General features: G+C 72.8%; 25 protein-coding genes and 1 riboswitch. Of the genes, 8 read left to right on the forward strand and 17 right to left on the reverse strand.

Going from position 1 to position 26985, the window contains the following annotated elements; genetic code table 11:
• Positions 1–2: 2 nt before the first annotated feature.
• From CLV63_RS16660 to CLV63_RS16670, 3 genes are all read right to left on the reverse strand, one after another.
• Positions 3–857, reverse strand: a complete 855-nt coding sequence (locus CLV63_RS16660; protein ID WP_106583943.1) for a DUF1206 domain-containing protein — start codon at positions 855–857, stop codon at positions 3–5.
• Positions 858–1142: 285 nt separating this feature from the next.
• Entirely contained in the window at positions 1143–2384 is a 1242-nt protein-coding gene (locus CLV63_RS16665) for a heparan-alpha-glucosaminide N-acetyltransferase domain-containing protein (RefSeq protein WP_245928861.1), read from the reverse strand.
• A gap of 92 nt (positions 2385–2476) precedes the next feature.
• Positions 2477–3028, reverse strand: a complete 552-nt coding sequence (locus CLV63_RS16670) for a TetR/AcrR family transcriptional regulator (protein ID WP_106584046.1) — start codon at positions 3026–3028, stop codon at positions 2477–2479.
• 141 nt (positions 3029–3169) lie between these two features.
• On the opposite strand from CLV63_RS16670, the gene CLV63_RS16675 reads away from it, so the two are divergent.
• Entirely contained in the window at positions 3170–3583 is a 414-nt protein-coding gene (locus CLV63_RS16675; protein ID WP_106583944.1) for a VOC family protein, read from the forward strand.
• Between the two features lie 167 nt (positions 3584–3750).
• Here CLV63_RS16675 and CLV63_RS16685 read toward each other — a convergent pair whose 3' ends face one another.
• Positions 3751–5721: an acetoacetate--CoA ligase gene (locus CLV63_RS16685; protein ID WP_106583945.1), complete on the reverse strand. Its 1971-nt coding sequence runs from the start codon at positions 5719–5721 to the stop codon at positions 3751–3753.
• Between the two features lie 459 nt (positions 5722–6180).
• Between CLV63_RS16685 and CLV63_RS16690 the strand changes: the two genes are divergently transcribed.
• Entirely contained in the window at positions 6181–7293 is a 1113-nt protein-coding gene (locus CLV63_RS16690; protein WP_245928863.1) for an SGNH/GDSL hydrolase family protein, read from the forward strand.
• A gap of 46 nt (positions 7294–7339) precedes the next feature.
• Here CLV63_RS16690 and rocD read toward each other — a convergent pair whose 3' ends face one another.
• Entirely contained in the window at positions 7340–8629 is a 1290-nt protein-coding gene (gene rocD / locus CLV63_RS16695; RefSeq protein ID WP_106583947.1) for an ornithine--oxo-acid transaminase, read from the reverse strand.
• A gap of 392 nt (positions 8630–9021) precedes the next feature.
• Here rocD and CLV63_RS16700 point away from each other — a divergent pair, with 392 nt between their 5' ends.
• The 4 genes from CLV63_RS16700 (at position 9022) to CLV63_RS16715 (ending at position 13930) form a co-directional block, all read left to right on the forward strand.
• On the forward strand, positions 9022–10839 hold the full coding sequence (locus CLV63_RS16700) for an AMP-binding protein (protein ID WP_106583948.1): 1818 nt from the start codon (positions 9022–9024) through the stop codon (positions 10837–10839).
• 2 nt (positions 10840–10841) lie between these two features.
• A complete protein-coding gene (locus tag CLV63_RS16705; protein WP_106583949.1) occupies positions 10842–12092 on the forward strand; it encodes a serine/threonine-protein kinase in 1251 nt (416 codons plus the stop codon).
• A gap of 305 nt (positions 12093–12397) precedes the next feature.
• Positions 12398–13339: a DUF368 domain-containing protein gene (locus CLV63_RS16710; RefSeq protein WP_106583950.1), complete on the forward strand. Its 942-nt coding sequence runs from the start codon at positions 12398–12400 to the stop codon at positions 13337–13339.
• 276 nt (positions 13340–13615) lie between these two features.
• Positions 13616–13930, forward strand: a complete 315-nt coding sequence (locus CLV63_RS16715; protein WP_106583951.1) for a hypothetical protein — start codon at positions 13616–13618, stop codon at positions 13928–13930.
• 129 nt (positions 13931–14059) lie between these two features.
• Here CLV63_RS16715 and CLV63_RS16720 read toward each other — a convergent pair whose 3' ends face one another.
• From CLV63_RS16720 to CLV63_RS16740, 5 genes are all read right to left on the reverse strand, one after another.
• On the reverse strand, positions 14060–14254 hold the full coding sequence (locus CLV63_RS16720; protein WP_106583952.1) for a hypothetical protein: 195 nt from the start codon (positions 14252–14254) through the stop codon (positions 14060–14062).
• Complete coding sequence (locus tag CLV63_RS16725) at positions 14251–14520, reverse strand: hypothetical protein (RefSeq protein ID WP_245928864.1); 270 nt, start codon at positions 14518–14520, stop codon at positions 14251–14253. The genes CLV63_RS16720 and CLV63_RS16725 overlap by 4 nt, the downstream gene beginning before the upstream one ends.
• 86 nt (positions 14521–14606) lie before the next feature.
• Complete coding sequence (locus CLV63_RS16730; RefSeq protein ID WP_106583953.1) at positions 14607–15449, reverse strand: helix-turn-helix domain-containing protein; 843 nt, start codon at positions 15447–15449, stop codon at positions 14607–14609.
• 9 nt (positions 15450–15458) lie between these two features.
• Positions 15459–15986 carry a DUF6879 family protein gene (locus CLV63_RS16735; RefSeq protein ID WP_106583954.1) on the reverse strand — a complete coding sequence of 176 codons (528 nt, stop codon included), beginning with the start codon at positions 15984–15986 and terminating at the stop codon, positions 15459–15461.
• Complete coding sequence (locus CLV63_RS16740; RefSeq protein WP_106583955.1) at positions 15977–16366, reverse strand: hypothetical protein; 390 nt, start codon at positions 16364–16366, stop codon at positions 15977–15979. The genes CLV63_RS16735 and CLV63_RS16740 overlap by 10 nt, the downstream gene beginning before the upstream one ends.
• 115 nt (positions 16367–16481) lie before the next feature.
• A riboswitch (TPP riboswitch) is annotated at positions 16482–16577 on the forward strand.
• Here CLV63_RS16740 and thiD point away from each other — a divergent pair.
• Positions 16567–17391, forward strand: a complete 825-nt coding sequence (gene thiD / locus CLV63_RS16745) for a bifunctional hydroxymethylpyrimidine kinase/phosphomethylpyrimidine kinase (protein ID WP_245928865.1) — start codon at positions 16567–16569, stop codon at positions 17389–17391. It overlaps the preceding riboswitch by 11 nt.
• A gap of 159 nt (positions 17392–17550) precedes the next feature.
• On the opposite strand, the gene CLV63_RS16750 is transcribed toward thiD, so the two are convergent.
• The 3 genes from CLV63_RS16750 to CLV63_RS16760 all read right to left on the reverse strand — a co-directional run bounded on the left by CLV63_RS16750 (position 17551) and on the right by CLV63_RS16760 (position 20941).
• Positions 17551–19011 (reverse strand): alanine/glycine:cation symporter family protein, encoded by a 1461-nt coding sequence (locus CLV63_RS16750; RefSeq protein WP_106583956.1) that lies wholly within the window; start codon positions 19009–19011, stop codon positions 17551–17553.
• A gap of 197 nt (positions 19012–19208) precedes the next feature.
• Positions 19209–19463, reverse strand: coding sequence for a DUF6457 domain-containing protein (locus CLV63_RS16755; RefSeq protein ID WP_106583957.1), 255 nt, complete (start codon positions 19461–19463; stop codon positions 19209–19211).
• Positions 19464–19636: 173 nt separating this feature from the next.
• Positions 19637–20941: a pyridoxal phosphate-dependent aminotransferase gene (locus tag CLV63_RS16760; protein WP_106583958.1), complete on the reverse strand. Its 1305-nt coding sequence runs from the start codon at positions 20939–20941 to the stop codon at positions 19637–19639.
• Between the two features lie 138 nt (positions 20942–21079).
• On the opposite strand from CLV63_RS16760, the gene CLV63_RS16765 reads away from it, so the two are divergent.
• Complete coding sequence (locus CLV63_RS16765; RefSeq protein ID WP_106583959.1) at positions 21080–22024, forward strand: LysR family transcriptional regulator; 945 nt, start codon at positions 21080–21082, stop codon at positions 22022–22024.
• A 24-nt stretch (positions 22025–22048) separates the two neighbouring features.
• Here the strand turns inward: CLV63_RS16765 and CLV63_RS16770 are convergent, their stop codons facing one another.
• The 4 genes from CLV63_RS16770 to CLV63_RS16785 all read right to left on the reverse strand — a co-directional run bounded on the left by CLV63_RS16770 (position 22049) and on the right by CLV63_RS16785 (position 26864).
• A complete protein-coding gene (locus CLV63_RS16770) occupies positions 22049–22459 on the reverse strand; it encodes a hypothetical protein (protein WP_245928866.1) in 411 nt (136 codons plus the stop codon).
• Positions 22460–22586: 127 nt separating this feature from the next.
• The gene (locus tag CLV63_RS16775; protein ID WP_211301346.1) at positions 22587–23861 is read right to left on the reverse strand and encodes a glycosyltransferase; all 1275 of its coding nucleotides are present in this window, start codon (positions 23859–23861) and stop codon (positions 22587–22589) included.
• 29 nt (positions 23862–23890) lie between these two features.
• Positions 23891–24799, reverse strand: a complete 909-nt coding sequence (locus CLV63_RS16780) for a DMT family transporter (protein WP_106583961.1) — start codon at positions 24797–24799, stop codon at positions 23891–23893.
• 580 nt (positions 24800–25379) lie between these two features.
• Complete coding sequence (locus CLV63_RS16785) at positions 25380–26864, reverse strand: fused MFS/spermidine synthase (RefSeq protein ID WP_106583962.1); 1485 nt, start codon at positions 26862–26864, stop codon at positions 25380–25382.
• Positions 26865–26985 lie beyond the last annotated feature (121 nt).

Below are 26985 nucleotides of genomic sequence, written 5' to 3' on the forward strand. Positions count from 1 at the left end.
CGTCACACGCGCGGCCAGCGGGCCTCGCAGAAGCAGTACACGCCGTACACCGCGACACCGGCCGCGACGAAGGTCAGCAGCCACGGGCCGTAGGGCGCGTCGGCGACGGCGCGCAGGGTGCCGTCGAGGCCCTGGGCCTTCTCGGGGTCGAAGGTGACGGCGGCGTAGCCGATGAGGCCGCCCGCCACCATCACGACGACGCCCTTGGTCACGTGGCCGACCTGGCCGAGGCGGGTGACGGCCGTGCGGACGCCCCGGGAGGTGCCGCCCAGCGCGATCTCCTTGAGGAACTGCTTGCTGGCGCCCTTGTAGCAGAAGTAGCCGCCCGCACCGATGAAGCCGAGGGCGACGGCGCCGACGAGCAGTTGGCCCGCGGGGAGCTTCATGGCCTGGGCCGTCAGGGACGCGGACTGCTGGTCCTGGGAGGTCGTGCCGCCGCCCAGCAGGAACGTGGCGATCGTGGTGCACAGGGCCGCGTAGACGACGGCGCGGCCGGCGCAGCCCAGCCGCTCGGCCGCCGTGCGGGCGTTGGCGCGGCGGCCGAGGACGGCTATGAGCGCCTGCCAGAGCGCGAGTCCGGCCAGCCCCACGGCGCAGGCGGCGAGGACCGCCGTGCCCATCGGGTTCTGCGCGACCATTTGCAGCGCTCCGGCATTGTCGGCGTTGCGGCCGCCGCTGTCCCCGTAGGCCACTTGGAGGGCGATGAATCCGATCAGCAGGAAGAAGAGGCCCTTTGCCGCGAGCCCGGCCCGTGCGGCGGTGACCAGCCAGGTGCTTCCCGCGGCGTCGTGTCCGGCGTTGCTCGCCTTGGCGCGGGGTGTGAGTCCTTTCCACGATCTGCTCTTGCGCGCGTTCATGACCGTCGGTTGCCCCCGGCTTCCCAAGGCAAACCGGAAGCCATGGTGGTGTCACCGGAGTGCACACGGCCGACACGGGCTGCCGCTCGCGGTACCCCGGTCTGGCGGGAGAGCTTCAGCGTGGTGCTTCGTGCCGCCGGGTGCTTCGCAGCCGCGACGGCAGCCACCCCCCGCTGCCGCCCACGCCCACCGAACGCACCCACCTCTCACACGCCGTTCGTGCCCCGCGTGGTCGCCCGCATGCGGGAAATGCGCGGTCCGGCTGCCGCCCGGGGCGGGCGGGGTTCAGGGTGGGATCGGGCCGGGGGTCCGGGGGGCCACTCGGTCGGCGAGGGCGGCGGACAGCGAGGACAGCCCGCGTTCCAGCGGCCCGGTACCGAGCAGCGGGCGCCAGCACGAGGCGAACACCAGCGCCCCCAGGATGAACAACTCCAGGCGGTAGGGCGCGACGTCGTCGGGCTGGGTGCCGAGGAGCGCGAGCACGACGATGTGCCCGGCGTAGACCGTGAGGGCCATGGAGCCCGCCGCCGCCAGCGGGTACAGGGCGACCCGCAACCGGTCGGCGAGCGCGAGGCAGCACGCGAGGGTAAGGAGCCCCGTGCCGGTGGCGCCGAGGATCTCCAGCGTCGTCCCGCTGTGCGGCGTGGCGACGAGCAGCCACCACACGGAGTCGACGGGGACGGTCCCGTGCAGGTCGCCCGCCCATTCGGCGACGGCGTCGCGGTAGACCCCGCGCACCTCCGGCGGGGTCCGGGCGTAGTCCATGGCGGGCGCCTCGGGCCAGGCGGCCAGCCCGAGGCGGCCCATTCCGTCGAAGCCGTCCATGACCAGCCGGGACCCGCCGTAGCCCAGGAGGGCCAGTGCGGCGCCGGTTCCGGCGAGGCCGAGCCGCACCCGGACGGCGCGCAGGTCGAGGCGGCCCACTGCCATGCCGGCGGCGACGAACGCCATGAAGGTCGCCGCCGGGTAATAGCCGGTGAGGAAGAAGTCGCCGAGGCCGCCGATCGAGCCCTCGGGCAGGCCGGGGTCGCCCATGAGCGAGCGGAGCACGAACGACACCTGCGGTCCGACCAGGGCGATCGCCGCGGCGACGGCGGTGAGCGCCGGTGCGCGCAGGAGCAGCAGCGGCAGGGCGAGCACGAAGTAGCCGCCGTAGTAGCTCAGGATGACGGCGACCGGCGTGCCCATCAGGTCGAGCAGGAACCCGAGCAGGGCGAGGACCACCGCGCGCACCAGGACCCGGACGGCGACGTGCCGCAGGGGGGTTCCGCGCAACGGTGTCGCGCCGCCGGAGATCAGTGCCAGGGACACGCCTGCGAGGAGGGCGAACAGGGCTGAGGAGCGGCCGCTGGCGAGTTCGTAGGCGAGTTCGGCGGCGTCGCCGTCGAGGAGGCCGATGGTTCCCGCCCCGAGGTGCGCGGCGAACATCCCGGCGACGGCGAGCATCCGGGCGACGTCGACACCGACGATCCGGCCAGGGGAGAAGACCGGGGTGCGTGCGGCACCGGCCGGCAGGGTTCGAGACACGTACCCAGGTTAGGGTGCCGTGCCCCATTCGTCCCATCCGCGCCCGGCCGCAGTGCGGTCGCGCACCCCCGCCGCAGCGGGGGCGTGCGCCGTCAGTCGGCGCGGAGGGCGTGCAGCAGCCGGGTGAGCGCCCGGTCGGTGGCGTCGAGGGCGCCGGGGTCGTCGGACTGGGCGATCCACAGTGCGGCCTCGTTCATCGCGCCGGACAGCAGGCGGACCAGCGGCGCGACCGGCTGGTCGGGGATCGAGCCGTCCTCGACCAGCGCCGCGAGGGCCTCTTCGAGGTGGCGGGCCGACGCCGCCTCGTCCATCGCGCGCCATTCGTTCCAGCCGAGGACGGCGGGGGCGTCGATGAGCATGATGCGCCGGGCGGAGCGGCCGGAACTGGCCGTGAGGAACGCGCGGCATCCGGCGGTGAGCTGGGTCCAGGTGTCGGGTTCGGCGTCGGCCGCCGCGGCGACCTGGTCGGCGACGTCGGACTGCACCCTGCGCAGCACCGCGCGGAACAGCTCCTCTTTGCTGCCGAAGTGGTGGTAGAGGGCGCCCTTCGTGACGCCCGCCGAGCGGACGATCTCGGCGAGGCCGACCGCGGCATAGCCCCGTTCGGCGAAGAGCCGGGTGCCCTCGTCGACGAGGGCGCGCATGGTCGCTTCGCGCTGCTGGGCCTTTGTCCGCGGCACGGTGTCCTCCTCGGTGTCCCCGCACACATTGACGTACCGATGGTACGTATCTATGGTAGCGATACATACCGACGGTACGTGAAAAGTGATTCGAGGCCACCACCCATGACACTCACCGGTTTCTACACCGTGATCTGCACCGACCGCGTCGCGGCGACCCGCGACTTCTACACCGGGCTGTTCGGATTCGCTCCGACGTTCGAGACCGACTGGTACGTCAGCCTGCACCGCCCCGAGGGGCCGCCCGCCGAACTGGCGATCCTCCAGGCCGGCCACCCCACCCTCCCCGCCGGGCACACCGCGACCGCGCAGGGCCTGCTGCTCAACTTCGAGGTGGCCGACGCCGACGCCGAGTACCGCAGGCTCGTCCACGAGGCGGGGCTCCCGGCGGTACTCCCCCTGCGAAGCGAGGACTTCGGGCAGCGGCACTTCATCGTCGCCGACCCCAACGGCGTCCTCATCGACGTCATCACGCCGATCGAGCCGTCCGAGGCGTTCGCCGCCGCCTACCTCGCGTGACGGCGGAGCCCCGCGGGGCGGGTGCGGCCGACCCCCGTCCCAGGGACCGGCCGCACCCGGACGGACGCGCCGGAGCCAGGGACCGGGCCAGGGCCGGGACCAGGTCACGGTCAGGGCCCGCCGGGCGCGGGGCCGCCCGGATCCGGCGGTGCCGGGCGGCCGCACCCTCAGCCGCGGTCCCCGCCGGCCAGTCCGCTGAAGTAGTCGAGGGCCTCCGGGTTGGCGAGCGAGTCGCGGCTGGCGACCTTCTCCGGCGCCTCGCCCATCAGGATGCGCTTGACCGGCACCTCCAGGACCTTGCCCGACATCGTCCGCGGCACCGCGGGGATGGCGCGGACGGCGTCGGGGACGTGCCGCGGCGAGCAGTCCTCGCGGATGGCGCGGGCCAGCCGCCGGGTGAGGTCGTCGTCGAGGCTGACACCGGGGCCGATCACCACGAACAGCTCGATGCGCGAACCGCCGTCGCGCTGCGGGACGTCGACCACCAGCGCGTCCTCGACCTCGGCCAGGCCGTACACCGCGCGGTAGATCTCGCTGGTGCCCATGCGCACCCCGCCGCGGTTGATCGTGGAGTCGGAGCGCCCGTAGATGACGGCGGTCCCGCGCTCGGTGATCTCGATCCAGTCGCCGTGCCGCCACACCCCGGGGTACATCGCGAAGTAGCTGTCCCGCAGGCGCTCCCCCGTGGCGTCGCCCCAGAAGAACAGCGGCATGGACGGCGCCGGCCGGGTGACGACCAACTCCCCGACCTCCCCGATGAGCGGGCTGCCGTCGGGGTCCCACGCCTGCACCGCCATGCCGAGCGCCGGCGCCTGGATCTCCCCCTCGTACACCGGCAGGGTGGGCACCCCGCCGACGAGGACGCTGCACACGTCGGTGCCCCCGCTGGTCGAGAACAGCCACAGGTCGGAGCCGAACTCCGCGTAGCACCAGTCGAAGCCTTCGGGGCTCAGCGGGGAGCCCGTGGAGCCGATGGCGTGCAGCGCCGACAGGTCGCGCCCCTCGGTGGGGTGCACCTCCGCCTTCATGCAGGAGGTGAGGAACCCCGCGCTGGTGCCGAACACGGTGACCTTCGCGCGCTCGGCGAGGTCCCACAGCGCGCCGAGACCGGGGTGCGCGGGGCTGCCGTCGTAGAGGACGATGGACGCCCGGGTCAGCAGCACGCTGACCAGGAAGTTCCACATCATCCAGCCGGTGGTGGTGAACCAGAAGACCCGGTCGTCCTGCTGGGCGTCGAGGTGCAGGTTGAGGTGCTTGAGCTGCTCCAGCAGGGTCCCGCCGTGCCCGTGCACGATGGCCTTGGGCAGGCCCGTGGTGCCGGAGGAGTAGAGCACCCACAGCGGGTGGTCGGTGTCGAGCGGCTCGAACCGCAGCGGGTCGCCTTCACCGGCCCGTTCCAGGTCGGCCCAGTTCAGCGCGCCTTCGACCGGTGCGTCGCGGAGGTAGTCGAGTACCACGGTGTGCTCGACGCTGGGCAGTCCGTCGCGCAGCGCGGCGAGCACGTCGCGGCGGTCGAAGTCCTTGCCGCCGTAGCGGTAGCCGTCGACGGCCAGCAGCACCTTCGGTTCGATCTGCGCGAACCGGTCGATGACGCTGCGCACCCCGAAGTCGGGCGAGCACGACGACCACACCGCCCCGATCGACGCGCACGCGTAGAACGCGGCGACGGCCTCGGGGATGTTGGGCAGGTAGGCCGCCACCCGGTCGCCCGGGCCGACCCCGAGGCGGCGCAGGCCCCCGGCGATGGCGGCGGTGCGGCGCTTCAGCTCGCCCCACGTCCACTCGCCTAGCACGCGGAGCTCCGAGGCGTGCCGGATGGCGACGGCGTCGTCGTCGCGGTCGCGGAAGATGTGCCGGGCGTAGTTGAGCTCGGCGCCGGGGAACCACTGCGCCCCCGGCATGGCCGGCTCCGCAAGCACCCGGTCGTAGGGGCGGTCGGGGCGGACGTCGAAGTACTCCCAGATCCCCGACCAGAACCCGTCGAGGTCGGTGGTCGACCACTGCCACAGCGCGTGGTAGTCCTCGGCCTCGACCCCCCGGTTCGCGCGCGCCCACCGGGTGAACGCGGTGATGTTGGCCCGTTCGCGCCGCTCCGGTCCTGGTTCCCACAGGACCGGTGGCTGCGTGCGTTGCGTCACGACCTCGCGCCTTTCTCGACCGACACGGCGAACGGCCGCGCGCGGCGCCGCCCCGGTCAACGGGGACGGGGCCGGCCCGCCGACCGCCTCTGGTTCCGGCCAATCTAACCTCACGGCGCTCCGGCCCGCCGCCGCGCCCCCGCGCTGCGCCGCATCGTTGAGCAGCACCGTTGGGATGCGGGGGTGAGAAGCGCGGGCGGGCGGCAGGGGCGGGAGGCGAGCGGGCGGCGGGACGGCGAGGGCTCGGCGGGCGGTGCGGACGCCGGCGGGACCGGGGCCACCGCGGGCGGTCCCGGCTCCGGGCCGGCGCCGCCGCGGGGCGCGGGGCGGGCGCGGACTCCCGTGCGCGCGCCGCGGCTGCGGGTAGCCTGGGCTCCGGTACATGCGGCGGTCATGGGCGATCCGTTGCGGGCTTCCCCCCTGCACGCGCGCCATGGAGTGGAAGGGCGGAGCTGGCCAGTGCGCACACCGGCGGTCCCGAGGCGGACCCTCGTGCTCGGCATCGTCGCCTGCGTCACCGTCCTCGCCTGCGTCATCGTGCTGGCCGTGCCCTACACCCGCGGCGGCGTCCAGCAGGCGTGGTGCGACCTCACCGGGCAGGGCTGCGCCGAGGCGCCGGGCTGGCCGCAGGAACGCCCCGGCGCCAAGGGCAAGTACGTCAAGCTCTCCCCCGAAGAGGCCGCCACCTGGGGCAACTACTTCGCTCTCGGCGACTCCTACTCCTCGGGCGACGGCGCGGGCGAGTACCACGAGGGCACCACGGGCAAGAAGGGCTGCTGGCGGTCTGCGAACGCCTACCCCGAGGGTGTCGCGGGCAGCTACGACTTCGCCGGGGAGCTGTCCTTCCTCGCGTGCAGCGGCCAGCGCGGCAACAAGCTGATCGAGTCGCTGGAGTCGGGCGACTCCCAGCTCTCGCAGGTCTCCCCGCACACCTCGCTGGTCACGCTGGGGATCGGCGGCAACGACCTCGGGTTCACCACGGTGTTCAAGACGTGCCTGCTGCGCGTCCCGCTGCTGGAGAGCCGCGCGTGCGTCGGGCAGGAGAAGGACATCGACAAGCGCATGCGGCACTTCGAGTCGACGTTCGAGGACGTCATCACCGAGGTCCGCGACCGCGCCCCCGACTCCCGCGTCCTCGTCCTGGGCTACCCCCGGCTGTTCCCCGAGGAGCCCGACGGCATGTACTACACGCTCACGACCGCCGACCAGGAGTGGATCAACACCACGACCGAGCGGTTCAACAAGCAGATCGCCGACGCGGTGAAGACCGTCGACTCCGGCATCCGCGAGGACCGCGAGGCCGGCAGCGTGGAGTTCGTGGACGTGTACTCCACGACCAAGGGACACGAGGTGGGCGCCGAGGAGCCGTGGATCCGCGGAGTCGAACTGCGCGACATCACCACCGGCGCCACGATCGACCGCAGCAGCTTCCACCCCACCGCGTCCGGGCAGCAGGCCGTGGGCGCGCGGGTCCGCGCCCGCATCGACGAGGGCCCGGGGCGTGCGCTGTACGCGACCCGGGCGACCTACGAGAACGCCGACCCCGACACGCTCGCCGCCGAACTCGACTGAACCGGCGCGGGCGGCGGCCGTGCGGCCGCCGCCCGCGCCGGGGTGGTCAGCCCGCTGCCGCGCGCAGGTCGGTGAGGACCGCCTCGACCTGGTCGAGCCCCCAGTTGAGGTCGTCCTCGTCGATGACCAGCGGCGGCGAGAGCCGGATCGTGGACCCGTGGGTGTCCTTCACCAGGACCCCGCGCTCGGCCAGCAGTTCGCACATCTCCCTGCCGGTGGCGAGCGAGTCGTCGACGTCGATACCGGCCCACAGCCCGATGCTGCGCGCGGCGACCACGCCGTTGCCGACGAACCCGCGGATCCGGCGGGCGAGGACCTCGCCGAGCCTGCGGGCGTCCGCCAGGTAGGGGCCCTCACTGAGCATCCGCACGACGGTGGACCCCATGGCACAGGCGAACGGGTTGCCGCCGAAGGTGCTGCCGTGCTGGCCGGGGCGGATGACGCCGAGGACGTCGGCGTCGGCGACGACGGCCGAGACCGGCAGGATGCCGCCGCCGAGGGCCTTGCCGAACAGGTAGGCGTCGGGGACCACGCCGGTATGCTCGCAGGCGCGGACGGTGCCGGTGCGGCCGAGGCCCGACTGGACCTCGTCCGCGATGAACAGGACCTGGTTGCGGTCGCAGATCTCGCGGATCCGCGGCAGGTAGTCGGGGGGCGGCACGATGACCCCCGCCTCGCCCTGCACGGGTTCGATCAGCACCGCCGCTGTGGTGGCGTCGACGGCCTGCGCGATGGCGTCGGCGTCGCCGTAGGGCACGACGCGGAAACCGGGCGTGTAGGGCCCGAAGCCGCCGTAGGCGTCGGGGTCCTCGGAGAAGGAGACGATGGTGGTGGTGCGGCCGTGGAAGTTGCCCCCGGCGACGATGATGGTGGCGCGGTCGGCGGGGATGCCTTTGACCTCGTATCCCCAGCGCCGGGCGACCTTGATGCCGGTCTCCACGGCCTCGGCCCCGGTGTTCATCGGGAGCACCTGCTGCTTGCCGACGAGCCCGGAGAGGGCGGTGACGAACGGGGCGAACTGGTCGGTGTAGAAGGCCCTGCTGGTCAGTGTGACCCTGTCGACCTGCCGGTGCGCCGCCGCGAGCAGGTCGGGGTGGTGGTGGCCGAAGTTCATCGCCGAGTATCCGGCGAGGCAGTCGAGGTAGCGCCGCCCTTCGACGTCGGTCACCCATGCGCCGTCGCCTTCGGCGATGACGACGGGCAGCGGGTTGTAGTTGTGCGCCGAGTGCGTCTCGGCGAGTCCGATGTGCTGCGTGGTCGTCGTCGCCGCGTTCTCGGTTTCGGCGGGGTCACCGCTGTTCACCGTGTGCTGGCCCAGACTGCGGATCTCGCTCATCCAGTTGTCCTCCGATCACCGTTGATCGTTGTTCGATCTTTGTGATACCCGCGCGAATAACGCACAATGCGCTGGTCGCGCAGGACCCCAGAAGTGGAACAGAGACCCCGATGCGCGCGCAAGGGGTGACCAACGCAACATCGAGTGCGTCCCCCGCACAACAGGGCGCGCCGCCGGGGTGTCCCGAGACTTCCGCCACACGCGCCGCGCCCCCGCCCGCGGGGCGGGCGGCCCGGCGGCGGCCGGTGCCGCGGGAGGCCCGCGACGGCAGGGGTTCCGCGCGGCCTCCGGGCGTCCTCCGCAGGGGCACCCCCGCCGGTACGTGACGCGGCCCATAGCGCCAGGATCGGTCGGCACAGCCGGCCACGGGTACGGCGGTGTCAGGAGCGTCGATGACTCGCACAACGCACGGGCCGCCCCATGGGCGGCGCACACCAGGGGCCGCCGCCCACGGCGCGCGCGGCGGCAGCGGCCTGTCCCTGCCGCGGCTACTGGCGTCGGTGGCGGCCGCGGTGCCCGACCGCCCCGCCGTTGTCGCCGGGCCGCGGCGGACCGACTACGCCGGGCTCGACGAGCGGGCGACCCGCCTGGCCCGCCACCTGCGCGCCGCCGGGATCCGCCCCGGCGAGCACGTCGCGATCCTGGCGTACAACCGCGCCGAGTGGCTGGAGTCGGCGTTCGGGGTGTGGCGCGCCGGCGCCGTCCCGGTGAACGTCAACTACCGGTACGTCCCGGCGGAGCTGCGCCAGGTCCTCGCCGACGCCGACGCCGTGGCGCTCATCGCCGAGCGCTCGCTGAGCCGCGGAGTCGCCGCGGTGCGCGCCGAGCTGCCCCGGCTGCGCCATGTGCTGCTGATCGAGGACGCGGACGGCGGCGCGGGTGGCGGGGCGGACGGTGGCCTGGGCGGGCTGCCCGCCACTGGCGGCGGGGGCGGTGTGGGTGGCGGCACGGACGACGGCGCCGGGGCGTCCGGGGGCGCGCCCCTGCCCGGCGCGGACTACGAGGCGGCGCTCGCGGCGCACGACCCCGACCCGGACGGGCTGCCCGCCACCGGCGGCGACGACCTGTACCTGATCTACACCGGCGGCACCACCGGGGACCCCAAGGGGGTCATGTGGCGGCAGGAGGACATCTTCCACGCGGCGCTGGAACGCCGCAGGCCCGGTGAGCCGCGCGCCCGCTCCGCGGCGTGGGCCGGTGAGCGCGCGCTCTCTTGCGAGGCGCACCGCATGCTGGTCCTCGGGCCGCTCATGCACGCCGCCGGGCAGTGGAACGCGCTGAGCCTGCTGTTCAACGGCAAGACGGTCGTGCTCAACACCGACCGCACATTCGACCCCGGCCGCGTCGCCGACCTCGCCGACAGGGAGGGGGTGCACGCGGTGCAACTCGTGGGCGACGCGATGGCCCGCCCGCTCGCGGAACGGCTCGGGCCCTCCCCCGACCGGTGCGCCCCGCTCGCGGTGGTGCGCTCCGGGGGGACCCCGCTCACCCCGGCGGTGCGCGACCTGTGGCGCTCGTGGCGGCCCGGCATCGTCATCGCCGACAGCTACGGCGGGTCGGAGACCGGCGTGTGCGGGACCTCCGCCGACAGCGAGGGGACCGACACCCGGCGGTTCACCGTCGGCGCGAGCGTGGCGGTCCTCGACGGCGCGCTGCGCCCGCTGCCGCCCGGCGCGGCCGACATCGGACGCATCGCGCGCAGCGGCCGGATCCCGCTCGGCTACTACAACGATCCGGTGAAGACCGCGCTGACGTTCCCCACCGGGCCCGACGGGCGCCGCTGGGTGATGTCGGGCGACCTCGGAACGGTCGGCCCCGACGGCTCCGTGCTGCTCCTGGGCCGCGGCGCGTCCGTCATCAACACCGGCGGCGAGAAGGTGTACCCGGAGGAGGTCGAGCGGATCCTCAAGTCCCACCCCGAGGTCACCGACTCGATCGTCGTCGCCGGCCCGGACGAGCGGCTCGGCCAGCAGGTCACGGCCCTCGTCTCCTGCGCGGACGGCGCGGCGGCCTCCGACGAGCAGATCCGCGCGTTCTGCCGGGCCAGGCTGGCGGGTTTCAAGGTGCCCCGCACCATCCACCGCGTCGACCGCATCCGCCGTACCGCAGCGGGCAAGCAGGACTACCGGTGGGCGGCCGCCGCGGCCCGCGACGCGGTCTCCGCGAAGCGGGCGATGCGGGCAGAGCCGGACGACCGCTATCGTCTGTAACCATGGCGCCCCGTACCCTCGCCAACGACCGTTACCGATTGCAGGAGCCGATCGGCCAAGGCGGCATGGGCACGGTGTGGCAGGCGGAGGACCTCACCCTGCACCGCACCGTCGCGGTCAAGGAGGTCAAGGTCTCCCCTGACCTCGAGCCCGACGTCCGCGCCGAACTCATGGCACGCACCCTGCGCGAGGCCCGCATCTGCGCCGGGCTGAGCCACCCCTCCATCGTCACCATCCACGACGTCGTCGAAGAGGGCGGACGACCGTGGATCGTCATGGAGCTGGTGCGGGGGCAGCGCCTCGACAAGGTCATCGCCGACAACGGCCCCATGCCGCCGCGCCAGGTGGCCGAAATCGGCCGCCAGCTCCTCTCGGCGCTGGGCACCGCGCACGAGCACGGCGTCCTGCACCGCGACGTCAAACCCGCGAACGTGCTCGTGCTGCCCGACGGCCGGCCGGTGCTCAGCGACTTCGGCATCGCGGTGTCCGACGCCGAGGACCGGCTCACGCTCACGGGGAAGCTCCCCGGCTCCCCCGGGTTCGTCGCGCCCGAGCGGCTCGCCACGGGCGAGATGACCCAGGCGTCCGACGTCTGGTCGCTCGGCGCCACCTTGTACTTCGCGGTGGAGGGCAGGCCGGCCTACGACCGCAAGAACCTCGTGGAGCTGCTGAACGCCCCCCTCACCGACTTCCCCGACGCCACCGTGCTCGCCGGGCCGCTGCGCCCCGTCCTCTACGGCATGCTCCAGCACGACGTCGAGGAGCGCCTGACCGGGGCGGCGCTCGACTCCGCGCTCGCCAAGGTCATCGCCAACACCACCGGGCCCGACCCCACGCCCACCCAGCTCGACGTCTCCGACATGCGCATGTCGCGGCCCCAGGGTCCGCAGGGGGCGCAGGGCCCGCAGGCGCACCGCGGGCACCAGTCGCCCACCGGACCCACGCCCGCGCACGGCGGCGCGCGGGTGCCCCTCCCGCCGGGCGCGAACATGGCCATGGGGCACCGGCCGGTCGACGACGGCTACCACATCAGCGGGCGCGGCTGGAAGGCCATCATCATCTCGCTCATCCTGGGGATCATCACCCTGGTCCTCGCGCCGCTGCTGGTCGAGTACCTCGCGAAGGAGCTGTTCCCCGAGGACGGCGCGCCGGGCAACGGCTCGGGCAGCAGGCCGGACAGCGGCATCCACGACGCCTCGGGGCCGGTTCCGGACCCTGGGCCGATCATGCTGCACCACCTCCCGACCGCCTGACCGCCTCGCCCACCGGGACCGGCGCGGGTTCGGTGCCCTCGAACCGGACAGCACCGCGGAACGGGATCCGGCGCCCGGCCCCGTTCTCGCCCGGGCGCCCCCGGTTCGCCGCCCCGCGGCCCGGCCGCGCCGCGGCGGCGTTGCGGCCCGCGTTTCCTGAGCATCCGCCGGGAATCGGCTGAGAACACGCTGAGCTGCCCGGATCCGGTCATATCCGGTGCCCTGCGGCTCCTACCCTGTGGACGCGCGCCCCTCCCGCACCGGACACCGCACCGGTGTGCCATCCCCCGACCAGAACGGGCTTTATGACCTCGACGACCGGCACCCACACCCTGAACACCGTGCGCGGGATGCTGATCGGAACGGCCGAAGTGGTCCCCGGTATCAGCGGCGGCACCGTCGCCCTGATCACCGGGGTCTACGAAGACCTCGTCACCTCGGCCGGGCACGTCGTCACGGGGATCAAGAACGCGGCGGCGGACCTGGTGCGCGGGCGCGGCTTCGGGCGCGCGGCGGCCGAGTTCCGCCGGGCCGACTGGGGCGTCGTCGCGGCGGTGCTCGCGGGGATGGTCGCCGCGGTGCTGGTGGCCGCCCGGCTGGTCGCACCGGTGGTGGAGGCGAACCCGGTGCACAGCTACGCGTTCTTCTTCGGGCTGGTCCTCGCGTCGCTGTGGGTGCCCTATTCGAGCTCGGGGCGGCGGTGGCGGGCCGGGCACTACGTGGTCGCGCTCGCCGTTGCCGTCGTGGCGTTCCTGCTGAGCGGCGTGCCGCCGACGGACGTGCAGCCCACCCCGCCCGTCGTCATGGGCGCGGCGGCCGTCGCCGTGTGCGCGCTGGTCATGCCCGGCCTGTCGGGCTCGTTCATCCTGCTCACGTTCGGCCTGTACACGACGACGATGGCGGCGCTCAACGACCGCGACCTCGGCTACATCGCGACCTTCGCCGCCGGGGCCGTCCTGGGGCTCGCGTTCTTCGTCAAGCTGCTGCAATGGCTGCTGGAACGGCACCACCACCCCACCATGGTCGTGATGACGGGGCTCATGCTCGGCTCGCTGCGCGCGCTCTGGCCCTGGCAGGACGACGACCGGGGGCTGCTGGCGCCCGGCGCGGCGGCCGCCCCCGCCATCGGGCTCGCGCTGCTGGGCGCCGCCGCCGTCGTGGCGATCATCGCGGTCGAGCACCGCATCAAGATCCGGAGCACGCCACCACCCCCCACCCATGGCCGCCACCGCGCCTCACAGCGGTAGCGCAGACGCCGGAGCGGGGGCGCCAGGGACGGAGGGGCGTCCCGCGCTGATCCCCGAAGCGCCGGCCGGCGCTTCGGGGATCAGCGCGGCCGTCGTCACCTCTTCGCGCGGTAGCGGGGTGCGTCCGTCGCGCCACGGCTGCACAGCGGAAAGAGGGCGGCCCCCTGCGGCGCGTGTGCAGAGTGGCCGCTGCCGGTCACCGCGCAACCATCACACGACGAGCACACGTCGCACCAGATGACGGGACTCGACCGGGGCCCGGGACACGGAGGACGCATGAAGGCCATCAAGAGGACCATCGTGGTCACGGCCATCGCCGCAGCTGCCGCCGCAGCCGGCGTCGGGGCGGCGTCGGCAGGCCAATCGGAATCGCCCAATCGAGAAATCTGGGACGGCCCACTGGCGGGAACGGTGTCCGGCACCGAGTGGCAGGGCGACGCGGCGGCGATCGCCGACGGCTACCAGGCGACCGGGGACACCGAGGGCTCCCCGGGCGGGGCGGGCTTTGCCCCGACCGGTGACGAAGGTGGCTCCCCGAGCGGCGGGGTCGCCCCGACCGGCGACGGACACGGCTCCCCGAGCGGGGGCTGAAACCACGCACCGCGCCCCGTCTCCTCTTCCCGAGGTGCCGGGGCGCGTTCGTCGTGAGCGACCGTTTCTTCCCCTTCTTCCTCTCCGCATGGACTCGCTTCGAGGCCGCTGCGGACGTCCCTGCTGCGATCAGTCGCCGTGGCCGATGTACAGCGCTGTGTCGAGCGCTTCGGGGGTCGGCGCGGTCCTCGTCACCTCTTCGCCCGAGGGCAGGACCCGCATGGCGGTGCACCCGTCGTCGGAGATGACCCATACTCCGGCCCAATACCGGCGCATGTCCTGGATCGCGGCTGCCGTGTCCGGGCGGCCGGTCTCACGGCTCATGGCTCCGCACCATCGAGTCCGAGCGAGGCGGCGGGGAGTGGGCGTCCCGCACGCGGCGGCCGATGGTTGAGTCGGCGGACGAACTCCTCGAAGTCCTCTTCGATGATCGTCGACGGGAGGGCCGGGTGGTCATCGCGCCGGGTCGCGATCCACAAGCAGCGGGTGCGCCGGATCCGGTACGCCTCACCGTAGATCTCCCGCAACGCCTCCAGCGACGGCGTCTCGGTACCCGTAGAGCGCGGTACCTGACCGGGGTGTATCGCCATAGCGTCACCTCACAGCGCCAGTGGGGATGTGAGACGACGCTACGAGTGACGGCCTCGCTGCCGCGAGAACTTTGCTTATGTTTGCTTCAATACAGTGTTGAGCGCGCCCTTGCGATGAGCGTCCGGGCGTCGCGCCCGTACACCGCGGACTTCTGAAGCAACATGAACGCCTTCGAGTACAGGGCGATTTCGCGCGGCTGCGTGATGGTGAGTTCCGCCGACACCGTTTCCACCATCACGACCTGGTCGTCGAACATGACGAACCCTTCTCCGGGCAGTACGCCGTGCTCGGCGGGGCCGGCGAGGGGGATGATCCCGAGGCTCAACCTCGGCACGGCCATGGCAACGAGCAGCCGATCGAGCTGGGCCGCCATGACCTCGGTGCCGCCGACCCGCGTGTAGAGCGCCTGCTCACCAAGGAGCGCGCTGAAGCGGCGGTCGCCCCGATAGAGCGTCTGCTGCCGCTCCATACGGGCTGCGACGCCCGCCTCGACATCGTCGGGGATCTGATGAAAATCCACACCCGTCCGCAGCACCGCTGCCGCGTACTCCGGTGTCTGGAGAGTCCCCCAGATCACCGACGGCTCGTACACCCTGATCTGGCGCGCCTTTTCGTACAGGCCGATCGAGGTGCGCTGGCGGCGTCGGGTCCCCGAGTGCAGAATGCGCCGCCACTCCATCCACATCGCTTCGACCGCGCGCACGGTGGCCACGAGGTCGGCCACGTCTGCGTCGGCGCCGCAGTGTTGGCACCACACCCTGATGTCGGCCTCGGTGGGTGTCTGCTTCCCGTGCTCGATCTTGCTGACCTTGGAGAGCTGCCATCCGACGGCCGACGACAGGGCCCGCCCCGTGAGTCCCGCGTCGCGGCGGAGTTCGCGCAGACGGGCACCGAGGGCTTCCCGCGCTTGCTGGGCCTGACTCGACATCCGACGACTTTACCGGGGGGTGTAGGCGTCGTGCGGAATGGCGACGGACCACAGCAATTCGCGGACCCGTACACACTCGGCAACGGTGGCGGCGTCGGTGACGATCTCGGAGCCGAGGACCCGGCCGTCGACGTCGAAGTGCCCGACGGCGAGGGTTGCGTCGTCCAGTAGCCACCAGTCCCGGCCGCCGACGGGCATCGCCAGCGCCTCTGGGACGTCGTGCCGAGGCAGCCACCGGATGTCCTCGCCCGCCGCGAGGTTGTCCGGAGTGCCCTCGTACTCGAACCTGATGTAGTCCGAAACCGGCTCGGTGACCACGCGAACCCGGCGCACAGCGCGCCCGGAACGGGAAAGCCGCCGGATCATGGCCAGCCACGGCGCCATCCATGCCTGGTCGTCGGGCTCACCGCGCAACCACGCCGTGTAGGGGTCTTCTTCCTGGTCAACGTGGTAGGTATCGCGCAACTCCAGGTGGAACGCATCCCTCTGGATACCGCCGAGAAGCGCGTTGCGCTCGTGCCCGCTGATCAGCTCCACTCCACGGCCCTCATCAGCGCCGCGAGGTCGCGGGCGGGCACCTCTACGACGTCCTCATGTTCCGGAAGCCGCAGCTCCGCACGCACCGCCGCGTCCGTAACGACCGCCCCGCGGATGATGCAGGACTCCACATCGACACCGGCCACGATGGGCGCCTCGCGGCCGCGCAGCGCGCCCTCGATCCCGTCGGCGACGAGATGGTCGAGCAGCCGGTCATAGATCCGCACACACGTCTGCCCCTGGGCCACTTCGACGCCGTCGAGGTGGGCGGGGTCCACCACCCGGTAGCCCTGGACGAGGTAGGTGTCGCGGTCAGTGGCGTAGAGGGTGGGCGAGTCACCGATCTTGCTTTCCTTGCCAAGGAACCTGATACGCATCATTGCTCCTGTTTGCTCGTATTAGCTCCTATGCTGATCGTCTGTTGGGAGTCCGCCGCCGTCAAGGGGTCCATGGCAGCGGTGCGGGCGCGGCGGGGGTGGTTTGTTAGCGTGAGGGGGACAAGGCGCGGGGTGCCGGGTTCGTACCGGCTGAGATGAGACCCGTGAACCTGCACTAGTTCGTACTAGCGAAGGGACGCCTCGTGGCTTCCGGCTCACGTGACCGCACTCCCCCGATCATCCTGTCCATCGCGGGCACCGACCCCAGTGGCGGCGCCGGGATCCAGGCGGACCTTAAGGCGTTCTCCGCCCTCGGCGGCTTCGGGACGACCGTCATCACGGCGCTCGTCGCGCAGACCACCACCGGTGTCAGCGAGGTCCACGAGGTCCCCGCGGAGTTCGTGACCGCCCAACTCGACACCCTGCTGGACGACGTCCGGGTCGACGCGGTGAAGATCGGCATGCTCGCCACCACGGAGGTCATCGAGGCCGTGGCGCGGGCGGTGGACGCCCACCGCCTGGCGAACGTCGTCCTCGACCCGGTGATGGTCGCGAAGAGCGGCGACCGACTGCTCGCCGCCGACGCGGTCGAGGCGCTGCGCACCGAACTCCTGCCGCGCGCGGACCTCGTCACCCCCAACCTGCCCGAGGCCGCCGACCTGCTCGGCACCGAGGAGGCCGCCGACCTGGACGCCATGCGCGCCCAGGGCGCCGCGCTGCTGGAACTGGGCGCCGGCCGGGTGCTGATGAAGGGCGGCCATCTGCCGACCCGCGAGGCCACCGACCTGCTGCTCGCGCCGGGCGCCGAACCCGAGGTCCTGCGGGCGCCGCGGGTGGACACCAAGAACACCCACGGGACGGGCTGCACCCTGTCGTCCGCGATCGCCGCGCTGCGCCCCCGGCGTCCCGGCTGGCCCGAAGCCGTTCGCGACGCCAAGTCCTACCTCACCGAGGCCCTCCGCCACGCCGATTCCCTCCACGTGGGCGAGGGCAAGGGCCCGGTCCACCACTTCCACGCCTGGTGGTGACCTGCTTTCCACGCCTGGTGGTACCCGCTCCCGCTGCGCGGACGTGCGCCCGGCGCGTGCGGGCGGGGCCGCCCGCCCACGGGGCGTGGACGGCCGATGGCGCCGCGACGTGGTCGCGGCGCCATCGGCGGGTGGGATGCGGCCTTCTCGGCCCTGGGGTCAGTCCTTCTTGGTGTCGACCAGGTCGGGCATCTTCCAGTTGGGCTCCGCGAAGTACTTCCTGGTCTCCGCGATGGCGACCCCCGACAGCACCAGCAGGCCGATGAGGTTGGGCACCGCCATCAGGCCGTTCGCGGCGTCGCTGAACGCCCAGACGACGTTGAGCTCTGTCGTGGCGCCCACGTAGACGACGAGCACGAAGACGATCCGGAAGGGGAGCACGGCGGCGCGGCCGAGGAGGAAGTCCAGGCAGCGCTCGCCGTAGTAGGACCAGCCGACGAGGGTGGTGAACGCGAAGAACATCAGGCTGATCGCGACGATGTACCCGCCGATGGGCGCGAGGCCCGGCGCGATGCCGCCAAACGCCTCACTCATGGCCCAGTTGGTCATCAGGGCGCCGTCGCCGGAGTCGGCCTCGGTGTGCCAGGCGCCGGTGACGATGATGACCAGGCCGGTCATGGTGACGACGATGATGGTGTCGATGAAGGTCTGGGTCATGGAGACCATGGCCTGCCGGACCGGCTGAACGGTCTTGGCGGCGGCAGCGGCGATACCGCCGGTGCCGAGGCCCGACTCGTTGGAGAACATGCCGCGCGCCATGCCCTGCTGCATCGCGATGATGAACGCGGACCCGGCGAACCCACCGACAGCGGCGGTCCCGGTGAACGCGTCGGTGAAGATCAGCATGAGAGCGGCCGGGATGTCGACGACGTGCACGGCGAGCACCAGCAGCGAGGCGACCACGTAGAGGATGATCATGAACGGCACGACGCCCGCCGCGAAGCGGCCGATGCTCTTGATGCCGCCGAGGATGACCGCCGCGACCAGGACGACCATGGCCACGCCGGACGCCCAGGTCGGCACGCCGAAGGTGCTGTCAAGCTGACCCGCCACCGCGTTCGCCTGGGTCATGTTGCCGATGCCGAACGACGCCAGCGCGCCGAACAGCGCGAACAGGAATCCGAGGACCAGGCCGACCCTGCCCATAGCGCTGGTCGCGCCGAACTTCTCGGCGAACCCGTGGCGCAGGTAGAACATCGGGCCGCCGCTCATCTCGCCCTTCTTGTCGGCGCGGCGGTACTTCACGCCGAGAAGTGCCTCGGTGTACTTGGTGGCCATGCCCAGGACACCGGTCACCCACATCCAGAACAGCGCGCCGGGGCCGCCGACGCCGATGGCGAGCGCGGCACCGGCGATGTTGCCGACGCCGACCGTCGCCGCCAGCGCGGTGCTCAGCGCCTGGTAATGCGAGATGTCGCCTTCGGCCTTGGCTCCGCTCTTGTCGGTCTCGGTGCGGCGCACGAGGGCGAGCCACAGGGCGTGCCGCAGGACGCGGAACTGGAGTCCGCGCAGCCGGATCGTGAGATAGACGCCGACGATCAGCAGGAGCGGGATCAGGAAGAACGGGCCCCACACGAATGCGACGATGGAATCCAGTACCGCTTGGATGGACGCTGTCATTTCAACGAGCTCCCTATGGCTCCAAAATAAGAGGGATTCTCCGGCGACCGATCGCGCTGTGCGCCGCTCCGGAAACGATCGTGCGCGCCAGAGGCGGGGCTGATGGCACGCTCAGCAAGCGTCACATCACCGCGTCACAGCGGCGTCACGTTTGCCCGTCGCGCCGGTTTCTTATGGGTTCGGTGCGCGGCAGCCGGTCATGTGGTGGACTCCGCGTCCCCCTGGGCCAGCGCGAGGCGGCTGATCGCAGCGGCGGCCTCGACGGGGTCGGCCCCCTTGCCGACGGCGATGCCCAGCAGGTAGGTGGTGAGCGGGGCGGCCGGGCGCGCCACCGAGTGGGCGGCGTCCTTCGCGAGGTCGAGGATGAGGTCCACGTCGGCCTTCGTGGTGCCGGGGCCGTCGGGGAGCCCCAGCTCCGTGTCGACCTGCTGGGCCCATTCGTACAGGGTCATCGTGGTCCCTCCGCGTTGACGCAGGGCGCGGTCGCGCCCATATGAGTCGACAGCGACCTTAGCGCGCGCCCGCCCGAAGTCGTCCGTTCCGCGCCGCCGCGCCCCGGGACCGGCCGGGGACGCCACGGGGCCGGGACCGCTGTGCGGTCCCGGCCCCGTGGCGCCTGCGCGGTTCAGCCGGCCGGCGCGCCGATGGGGACGGCGGCGGTGTCGGTGCACCGCCCGCCGGTCACCTCGTCCAGGACCTGCGCCAGCCGGTCGAGGTGGGCGCGGATCCACGGCAGGGCGGCGGGGTCGGGTGCGTCGAGCGCCGCGTTGCGCCGCTCCTCGGTGTCGCCGTAGAGGAGGCTGGTGGCGACCCGCATGCGCAGCGCGTCCTCGCCCTCGCCGAACTCCGAGGCCGCGAGGACGCCCATGCCGTGCCCGCGGAGGAGCATCCCGGCGAGTTGCGGCCCGGTGCGGACCCCGTGCTCGGCGGCGAGGTGCTCGCGGTGGTCCTCGAAGTCGGGGTAGAGGTAGAACGCGGCCTGCGGGGCGGCGAGCCGGGCGCCGGCCGCCGCGAAGCGGTCGGCGGCCGCGCGCGCGATCCTGCCGTGCAGGCGCCGGCTGCGTGCGATGTGCTCGGCGATCTCGGGCGGTTCGTCGAAGGCGTAGGCGGCCGCCATCTGCACGGGCCCGGCCGGGCTGGACCACAGTTCGCTCGCGACGCCGAGCAGGTCGGAACGCAGCCGGTGCCCTGCGGGGCTGTCGGGCAGCCGGACGACCCCGATGCGCCAACCGCCCAGTGCGAGGTTCTTGCTGAGCCCGCTGGAGACGACGGTGCGCTCCGGTGCGTACTCGGCGAGGGCGGGCACCTCGGTGGCGGTGTCGTGGACGAGGTCGCGGTAGATCTCGTCGGAGATGATCAGCAGGTCGAGTTCGCGGGCGACCTCGGCGAGGCGCCGCATGGTGGCGGCGGACGCCACCGTGCCGGTGGGGTTGTCGGGGGTGGTGGCGACGACCGCGCGGACGTCGCGGCCCTGGGCGCGGGCCTCGGTGACGGCGGCGGCGAGCAGGTCCGGCCGCGGGACGCCGCCTTGGCCCGGCGCCGTCGGCACGCGCAACGGGCGGTGGCCGGTGAGGTGGAGTTGGGCGGCGTAGCTGACCCAGCTCGGGGCGGCGATGGCGACGTCGCCGCCGATGGCGAGCAGCAGCGCGTAGAGCAGCGGCTTGCTGCCGGGCCCGGCGACGACGAGCGCGGGGTCGGTGTCGAGTCCGCGGCGCCCCCAGTACCCGGCGGCGGCGGCACGCAGCAGGGGCGTGCCCGCCACAGGGCCGTAGGTGTTCTGGTCGGCTCCTGCTGCGAGCGCTCGGCGCAGGCCGGGGAGGACGGGCAGGCCGGCTTCGCCGAATCCCAGGGGCAGCACGGAGAGCCCCTGGTGCCGCCTCCGCTCCAGTGCCTCGTTCACAGCGAGAGTGGCGGACACGGTTACTGGCATGGGGAGATCAACTCCGGATCGTCCGATGACGCGAATACCGGCTGGTCAAGTCTCGGGTGACCAACCTGTTACCTACACTGCCCAGTCCGACCCATCAATACAAGCGATTCTTTTCGATGGTGAGCGTAAGCTGTCCTTATGCTCGATTTGCGCAGGCTGCACGTCCTCCAGGAGTTCACCCGGCACGGGACCATCGCCGGTGCGGCGGCCGCGCTCGGCTACACGCCGTCCGCCGTGTCCCAGCAGCTGTCCACTCTGGAACGCGAGGTCGGCACCTCGCTGGTCGACCGCACCGCACGCAGCGCGGAGCTGACCGACGCGGGGCGGCTGCTCGCCGAGCAGGCCGAGCAGATCCTCGCCATGGTCGAGGCGGCCGAGTCGGTGATCGCCGCGCAGGGCGGCATCGCCATGGGCAAGGTCACCGTGAGCGCGTTCCCCACGGCGGCCGTCGCGCTGGCCCCCTTGCTCGCGCAGCGCATGCGCGAGCACGACGGCATGCAGCTCGTGCTGCGCCAGACGGGCGAAGGCGGCGGCACCCGGCTGGTCGCGGGCGGCGAGGTCGACATCGCCCTGATCGACGACTGGTCGGGCCTGCGCCCCGACAGCGGAGCGGGCAAGCTCCGGCACTACCACCTGCTGCACGACCCCATGGTGCTCGCCGTACCGGGCTCGCACCCGCTCGCGGACACCGAGCGCCCCGTCGTGCTGGAGCGGCTGCGCCACGAGTCGTGGATCACCGCGCCGCACGGCGAACCCTCGCGGTCCGCCACCGACCGGCTGCTCGCCGACGCCGGGGGCGCCCCCACGGCGGCGTGGGAGTTCGAGGGGCTCGGCACCATCCTCAGCCTGGTCGAGCGGGGCATCGGCATCGCGGCCGTGCCGTCGCTGGCGTTGGCGTCCGCAAACGGGGACCTGGTGTTCCGCCGGCTCCCGGGCACCGCTCCGGCGCGCGACGTCTACGCCGTCGCGCGCTCCACCCGGGTGCGCCGCCCGGCGCTGAACGTGACCGTCCAGGCGCTGTACCACGCGGCGACCGAGATCCGCCGGTCGCTCGACACGGCGATGGACGACGTCGCGTCCTGACCCTGCCCCGCGATGCCGCGGGTGTCAGCCGTAGCCGTCGACGGGACGGTCGACAGTGCGGTCGACGGGGCGGTCGATAGGTCTGTCGAACGGGACGTCGGCCGGGCGCTCCGGCGCCAGGTGCACGTCGGCGCCGCGGCGGCGGGCCCGTTCCAGGCGGCGGCGCAGCCTGCGCGCTATGTGCAGGGAGCGATCGCGGTCCTCGCGGGCGTTCCACCACTCCGCGTATGCCTCGACCCTGCGGCGGCGCAGCTCTTCGAGCTCGGCCTCGATCTCGCGCACCTTGCGGTCGACCGCGGCGTGCTCGCGTCCGAAGACCTCCATCGAGCACTCGCGCGCCCCGGCCTCTTCCTCGACACGGCGGAGCCGCGCCTCGTCCCTGCTGGACTGCGGCGCGCGCCCTGTGCCTGCTGACCCTGACCCGACGAACCACACATCAGTCTGTCTATCCCGGACAGGCCCGACATCACCGGAACGTGACGCAAAAAGTACGGAAAGTGACGGAACGGAGTCGTAAGCGAGGGGCGGCCCGCAGAGCGGGCCGCCCCTGTGTTGGCGTTGATCAGGCCGCCATGGCCTGGCGGCGGCGCGACTGCGCGGGCACCCGGGTGAGGATCCCGCGGCGGGCCAGCCCCGGACGGCTCGACCGCACCTTGTCGTAGATCTCCTCGAACCGTTCGAGCGAGTTCCGGTGATCGTGGGTCTGCGCGATCCTGCGGCTGGCCTCGCCCATCTCGGCGCGCCGCGGCGACTCCAGTACCTCCAGCAGGCGGCGGGTCAGCGCCCCGATGTCGCCCGGCGGATACAGGAAGCCGTTCTCGCCCTCCTTCACCAGGTGCGGCAGTGCGAGCGCATTTGCGGCGACCACCGGCAGGCCGGTGGACATGGCCTCCAGGGTCGCGATGCTCTGCAACTCCGCGACACTGCCGATGGCGAACATGTCGGCGGCGACGTAGACCTGCGGCAGGTCCTCGTCCGGGACGAACCCGAGGAAGAACACCCGGTCGGCCACGCCGTGCTCGTGGGCGAGGCGGCGCAGCTCCTCCTGGCGCTGGCCGGTGCCGACCAGCGCGAGCTGCACATCGCGGCGTTCGGCGACCCGGGGCAGCGCCCGGATCAGCTCGTCGATGCGCTTCTCCACGTCGAGGCGGCCGACGAACACCATGGTCTCGCGGTCCGGCAGGCCGAACCCGGCGCGCGCGACGCTGCGCTCCTCGGGGCGCGGCTGGAAGCGTTCCAGGTCGATGCCGCAGGACACCGGCTCGACGGGGCGGCTGTAGCCCTTCTCCGCGAGCAGTTTCGCGGCCCGCTCGGTGGGCGTCGTCAGGTAGTCGGCCTCGTAGGCGACCCGGATCATGTCCCGCCACGCCAGCGTGCCCGCGGTGGAGTGCAGCAGCCCGGGCAGGTGGGCGTGGGCGAAGAGGTTGTCCGGCATGAAGTGGTTGGTGAGCACCACGGGCGTACCCGCCAGCCGGCCGGCCCGGATCGCGGCCCTGCTGATGGTGAAGTGGCTCTGCGAGTGCACGACGTGCGGCGCGAACCGGTCGACGAGGCGGGCGACGTGCCCGTGGACGCCGAGCGGGACGGCCGTCCGCATGGTCGGGTGCACCAGCACGGACGCCGAGCGCAGGCGGTGCAGCACCACACCGTCGGCGTACTCGATCGCCGGTCGTCCCGCGGCGGAGGCGCACACCACGTGCACGTCGTTGCCGCGCTCGGCGAGGCCGGTGGCGAGCCGGTGGGTGAAGTACCCGGCGCCGTTGACGTCGGGCGGGTAGGTGTCGGTCGCGATCAGGATGCGGCGGCGGGTGCCGCCGTTACGGCCGGCACGGCTCATCGAGGTGAGATATCGCTGGGCTGACCCGGTCATGACGTTTCTCCTGAGTTCTGGTGGACGAGTTCGTGTCGTACTGCACTCGGTCGCGCGGCCTCGGGGTTGCGGTTCTTCGCCCTCGCGAGCACCGCCGTCCCGAGGATCGCCAGCCCCGCGGACGCGGTCGCCAGCAGCTGGTCCTGCGGTGTGGTGGGCAGCCCTTCGCCGAGCATCAGTGCGCCGATCCCCGCCCCGGTGATCGGGTCGGCGACGAGCAGCGTGGCGTAGGCGGCGGCGAAGTGCCCGGTGCGGTAGGCGTTCTGCTGGAGCAGCCCGCCGAACAGTGCGATGGCGATGCCCAGCACCGTCAGCCAGGTCAGCACCGCGGTGATGTCGGTGACGGTCTGGGAGGCGACCACGCGTGCCAGCGCCGACGTGGTGCCGAGCGCCGCGCCGCCGGCGGAGGCGAGCAGCACCGCGCGCAGGCCAGCGGGGAGCCACGGCGCCGCGAAGTACACGGCCCCGCCGATCGCCGCGACGGATCCGGTGAGGATCAGTCCGACACCGGTGGTCATGTGCGGTGTCGCCGCGCTGTGCGGGAAGAGCAGCAGCACCCCCGCCAGGCCGACCATGACCGCGAGCCCGCCGAGGATCTGGCTGGTGCGCACCCGCCGCCGGTTGAAGACCGCCGACAGGACGATGGCGAACAGCAGGCCGGTGACGCCGATGGGCTGGATGATGGTGAGCGGCGCTCCGCTGAGCGCCACCAGGTGCAGGGCGACCCCTCCCCCTGCCGCGAGCGTCCCGATCATCCAGCGGGGGCGCTGCGCGAGGTGCAGCAGGAATCCGGCGCGGGCGACGCTTCCCCCGGGGGCGCGGACCGCGTCGCGCTCCTGCATCGCCGACCCGAATGCCATGCAGAAAGCGCCGGCGAGCGCGACGGCAACGGACCACATCAGCATCGCGAACACATCCTTCCGCCGAGTGCGCGAATCGCCGCTTGCTTCGTCATCGCGCCTCCCCTACCCGGTGCGGCGCCCGTGCCCCGCTGATGCAGAAAACGGTACGGATCGGCGGGATACCGGAGCGATACCGTCACCACCCGAACCGGGGTAGTGCCAGCCCCACTTCCACCGGGGGTGTGCAGGTCCGATGGGTCCCCACTGCCGTGTCGTGCCGCCGCCGGCCCCATGCGGCCCCCCTTTCCCGGTCCCGGACGCCGCGCACCCGTACGGGTCCGTTGCGTCCCCCTCCGAACGGTAGGTATCCCCGTCCTCGGGCGCCTCGCCCAGAAGACGGCCTGACCAGGGCGATATTTCGCCGAAAGTTGGTGTCGCGGATTCCAACACCTACCCCGATCGACTCCGTGCCGCACAGGGCCACGCCGCTCTTGGCACTACTGAAACGCCTGCTCACCGGACAGGTCAACGAACACCACACGAAATCGGGGCGTTCTAAGGGGGCGACCCCGGTGCGCCCCGGAGGCGGTGGCACGCCGACGGCCCCGAGCCCGTAGGGTCCGGGGTCCAGGGGTGCGGCCGCTCAGCTCAGGTAGGGGGTGAGGAGCTGGTCGACGGGGGCGTGGTCGTCGGTGAGGACCGTGCCGCGCTCGGCCCAGTCGGCGACCCTGCCGCGGCCGGCGAGGGCGCCCTTGTCGGCGCCCTGCGGGTCGCCGGCCGCCGCGACGGCGTCGGAGAGGCGGCCGGCGGGGATCGGGGCGTCGGAGGCCACCACGACGTGGTTGCCCCCTTCGGGCGCGTCGAGGGACTCCTCCGGTGCGATGACCGCGACGTGCTCGAACACCCGCCCGAGGGTGGCGACCTCGGCGGCGAGGAAGTCGCGCGGGCCGCGGTCGATGATGTTGGCGACGTAGCGACCGTCGGTGCGCAGCACCCGGCGGACCTCGGTGGCGAACTCGACGGTGGTGAGGTGCCACGGCACGCTCAGGCCGCCGAAGGCGTCGCCGAACACGACGTCGTAGCCGTCGTCGCGGGACGCGGTGATGGCGGTGCGCGCGTCGCCCTGGCGTACGCGCAGCGCGGGCCCGGGGCGCAGGTCGAGTTCCGCCTCGGCGAGCCGGGTCACGGCCGGGTCGATCTCCAGGACCTCGCTGCGCGACCCGCGCCGGTCGGCGGCGAGCCAGCGGGGCATGGTGTAGGCGCCGCCGCCGACGTGCAGCGCGTCGAGCGGGCCCTTGGGGGCGAGGGCGTCGACGGAGGCGGCGAACCACCGGGTGTAGCCGAACTCCAGGTGGGCGGGGTCGGCGAGGTCGACGTAGCCGTGCCGCAGGTCGTCGAGGAGCAGCACCCTGCCGGTGGCGCGCTCCGGGTCGGTCTCGACGCGGGCGCAGAAGTAGGCGGTCTCGGCGTCGCAGGGCGACCGCACCGACACCAGCAGCCCGGCGCCGAGCAGCAGCACCACCGCCATGGCGGGGACGGAGCGTCCCCGCGGCAGGCCGCCGCGCAGCAGCAGGAGCGCGCCGAGGACGGCGAGGCCGATGCCGGTGACCAGCAGCACCATGGAGATCGGGAGTGCGGCGATGAGAACGTAGCCGGTGAGGAAGGTGCCGGCGAGCGCGCCGACGGTCCCCCAGGCGCTAAAGCGGCCGACGACCCCGCCGGCGCGGTCGAGGTCGGCGAGCTGGGTCTTGACGACGACGGGGGTGACGGCGGAGAGCAGCGTCACGGGCAGGGCGATGCTCAGGGCGACCAGCAGGAGCGCGGTGATGGGCCCGGCGCCGGTGAGTGCGGGGCCGAGGCCGAGCACGATGGGGCGGGCGAGCATGGTGGTGCCCCCGCCGAACACCAGCAGTGGGCCGAGCAGTTTCGGGGGGTGCATGCGGTCGGCGGCGTCGCCGCCGAGTTTGGCGCCCAGCGCGATGGCGCCGAGGGCGACCCCGATGGCGGCGGTGTAGGTCTCCAGGGTGTCGCCGGCGTACGGCGCCACGAGCCGGGTGACCGCCACCTCCAGGACCAGCACGGCGGCGGACGACACGATGACGACTGCTGTGGCGAGGTAGCGGTTCACAGGGCGAGGCTAGTGCCCCCGCGCCGGGGGGGCGGCGGGCGGTGGCGGGTCGCGCCGGTGCCGTCGGGCGGCGCGGCAGGCCCTCGGCGGCGGACCGGCCGGTCGTGGACCTTTCCGACGT

Source organism: Murinocardiopsis flavida (genome assembly GCF_003014485.1).
GTDB classification, from domain to species: Bacteria; Actinomycetota; Actinomycetes; order Streptosporangiales; family Streptosporangiaceae; genus Murinocardiopsis; species Murinocardiopsis flavida.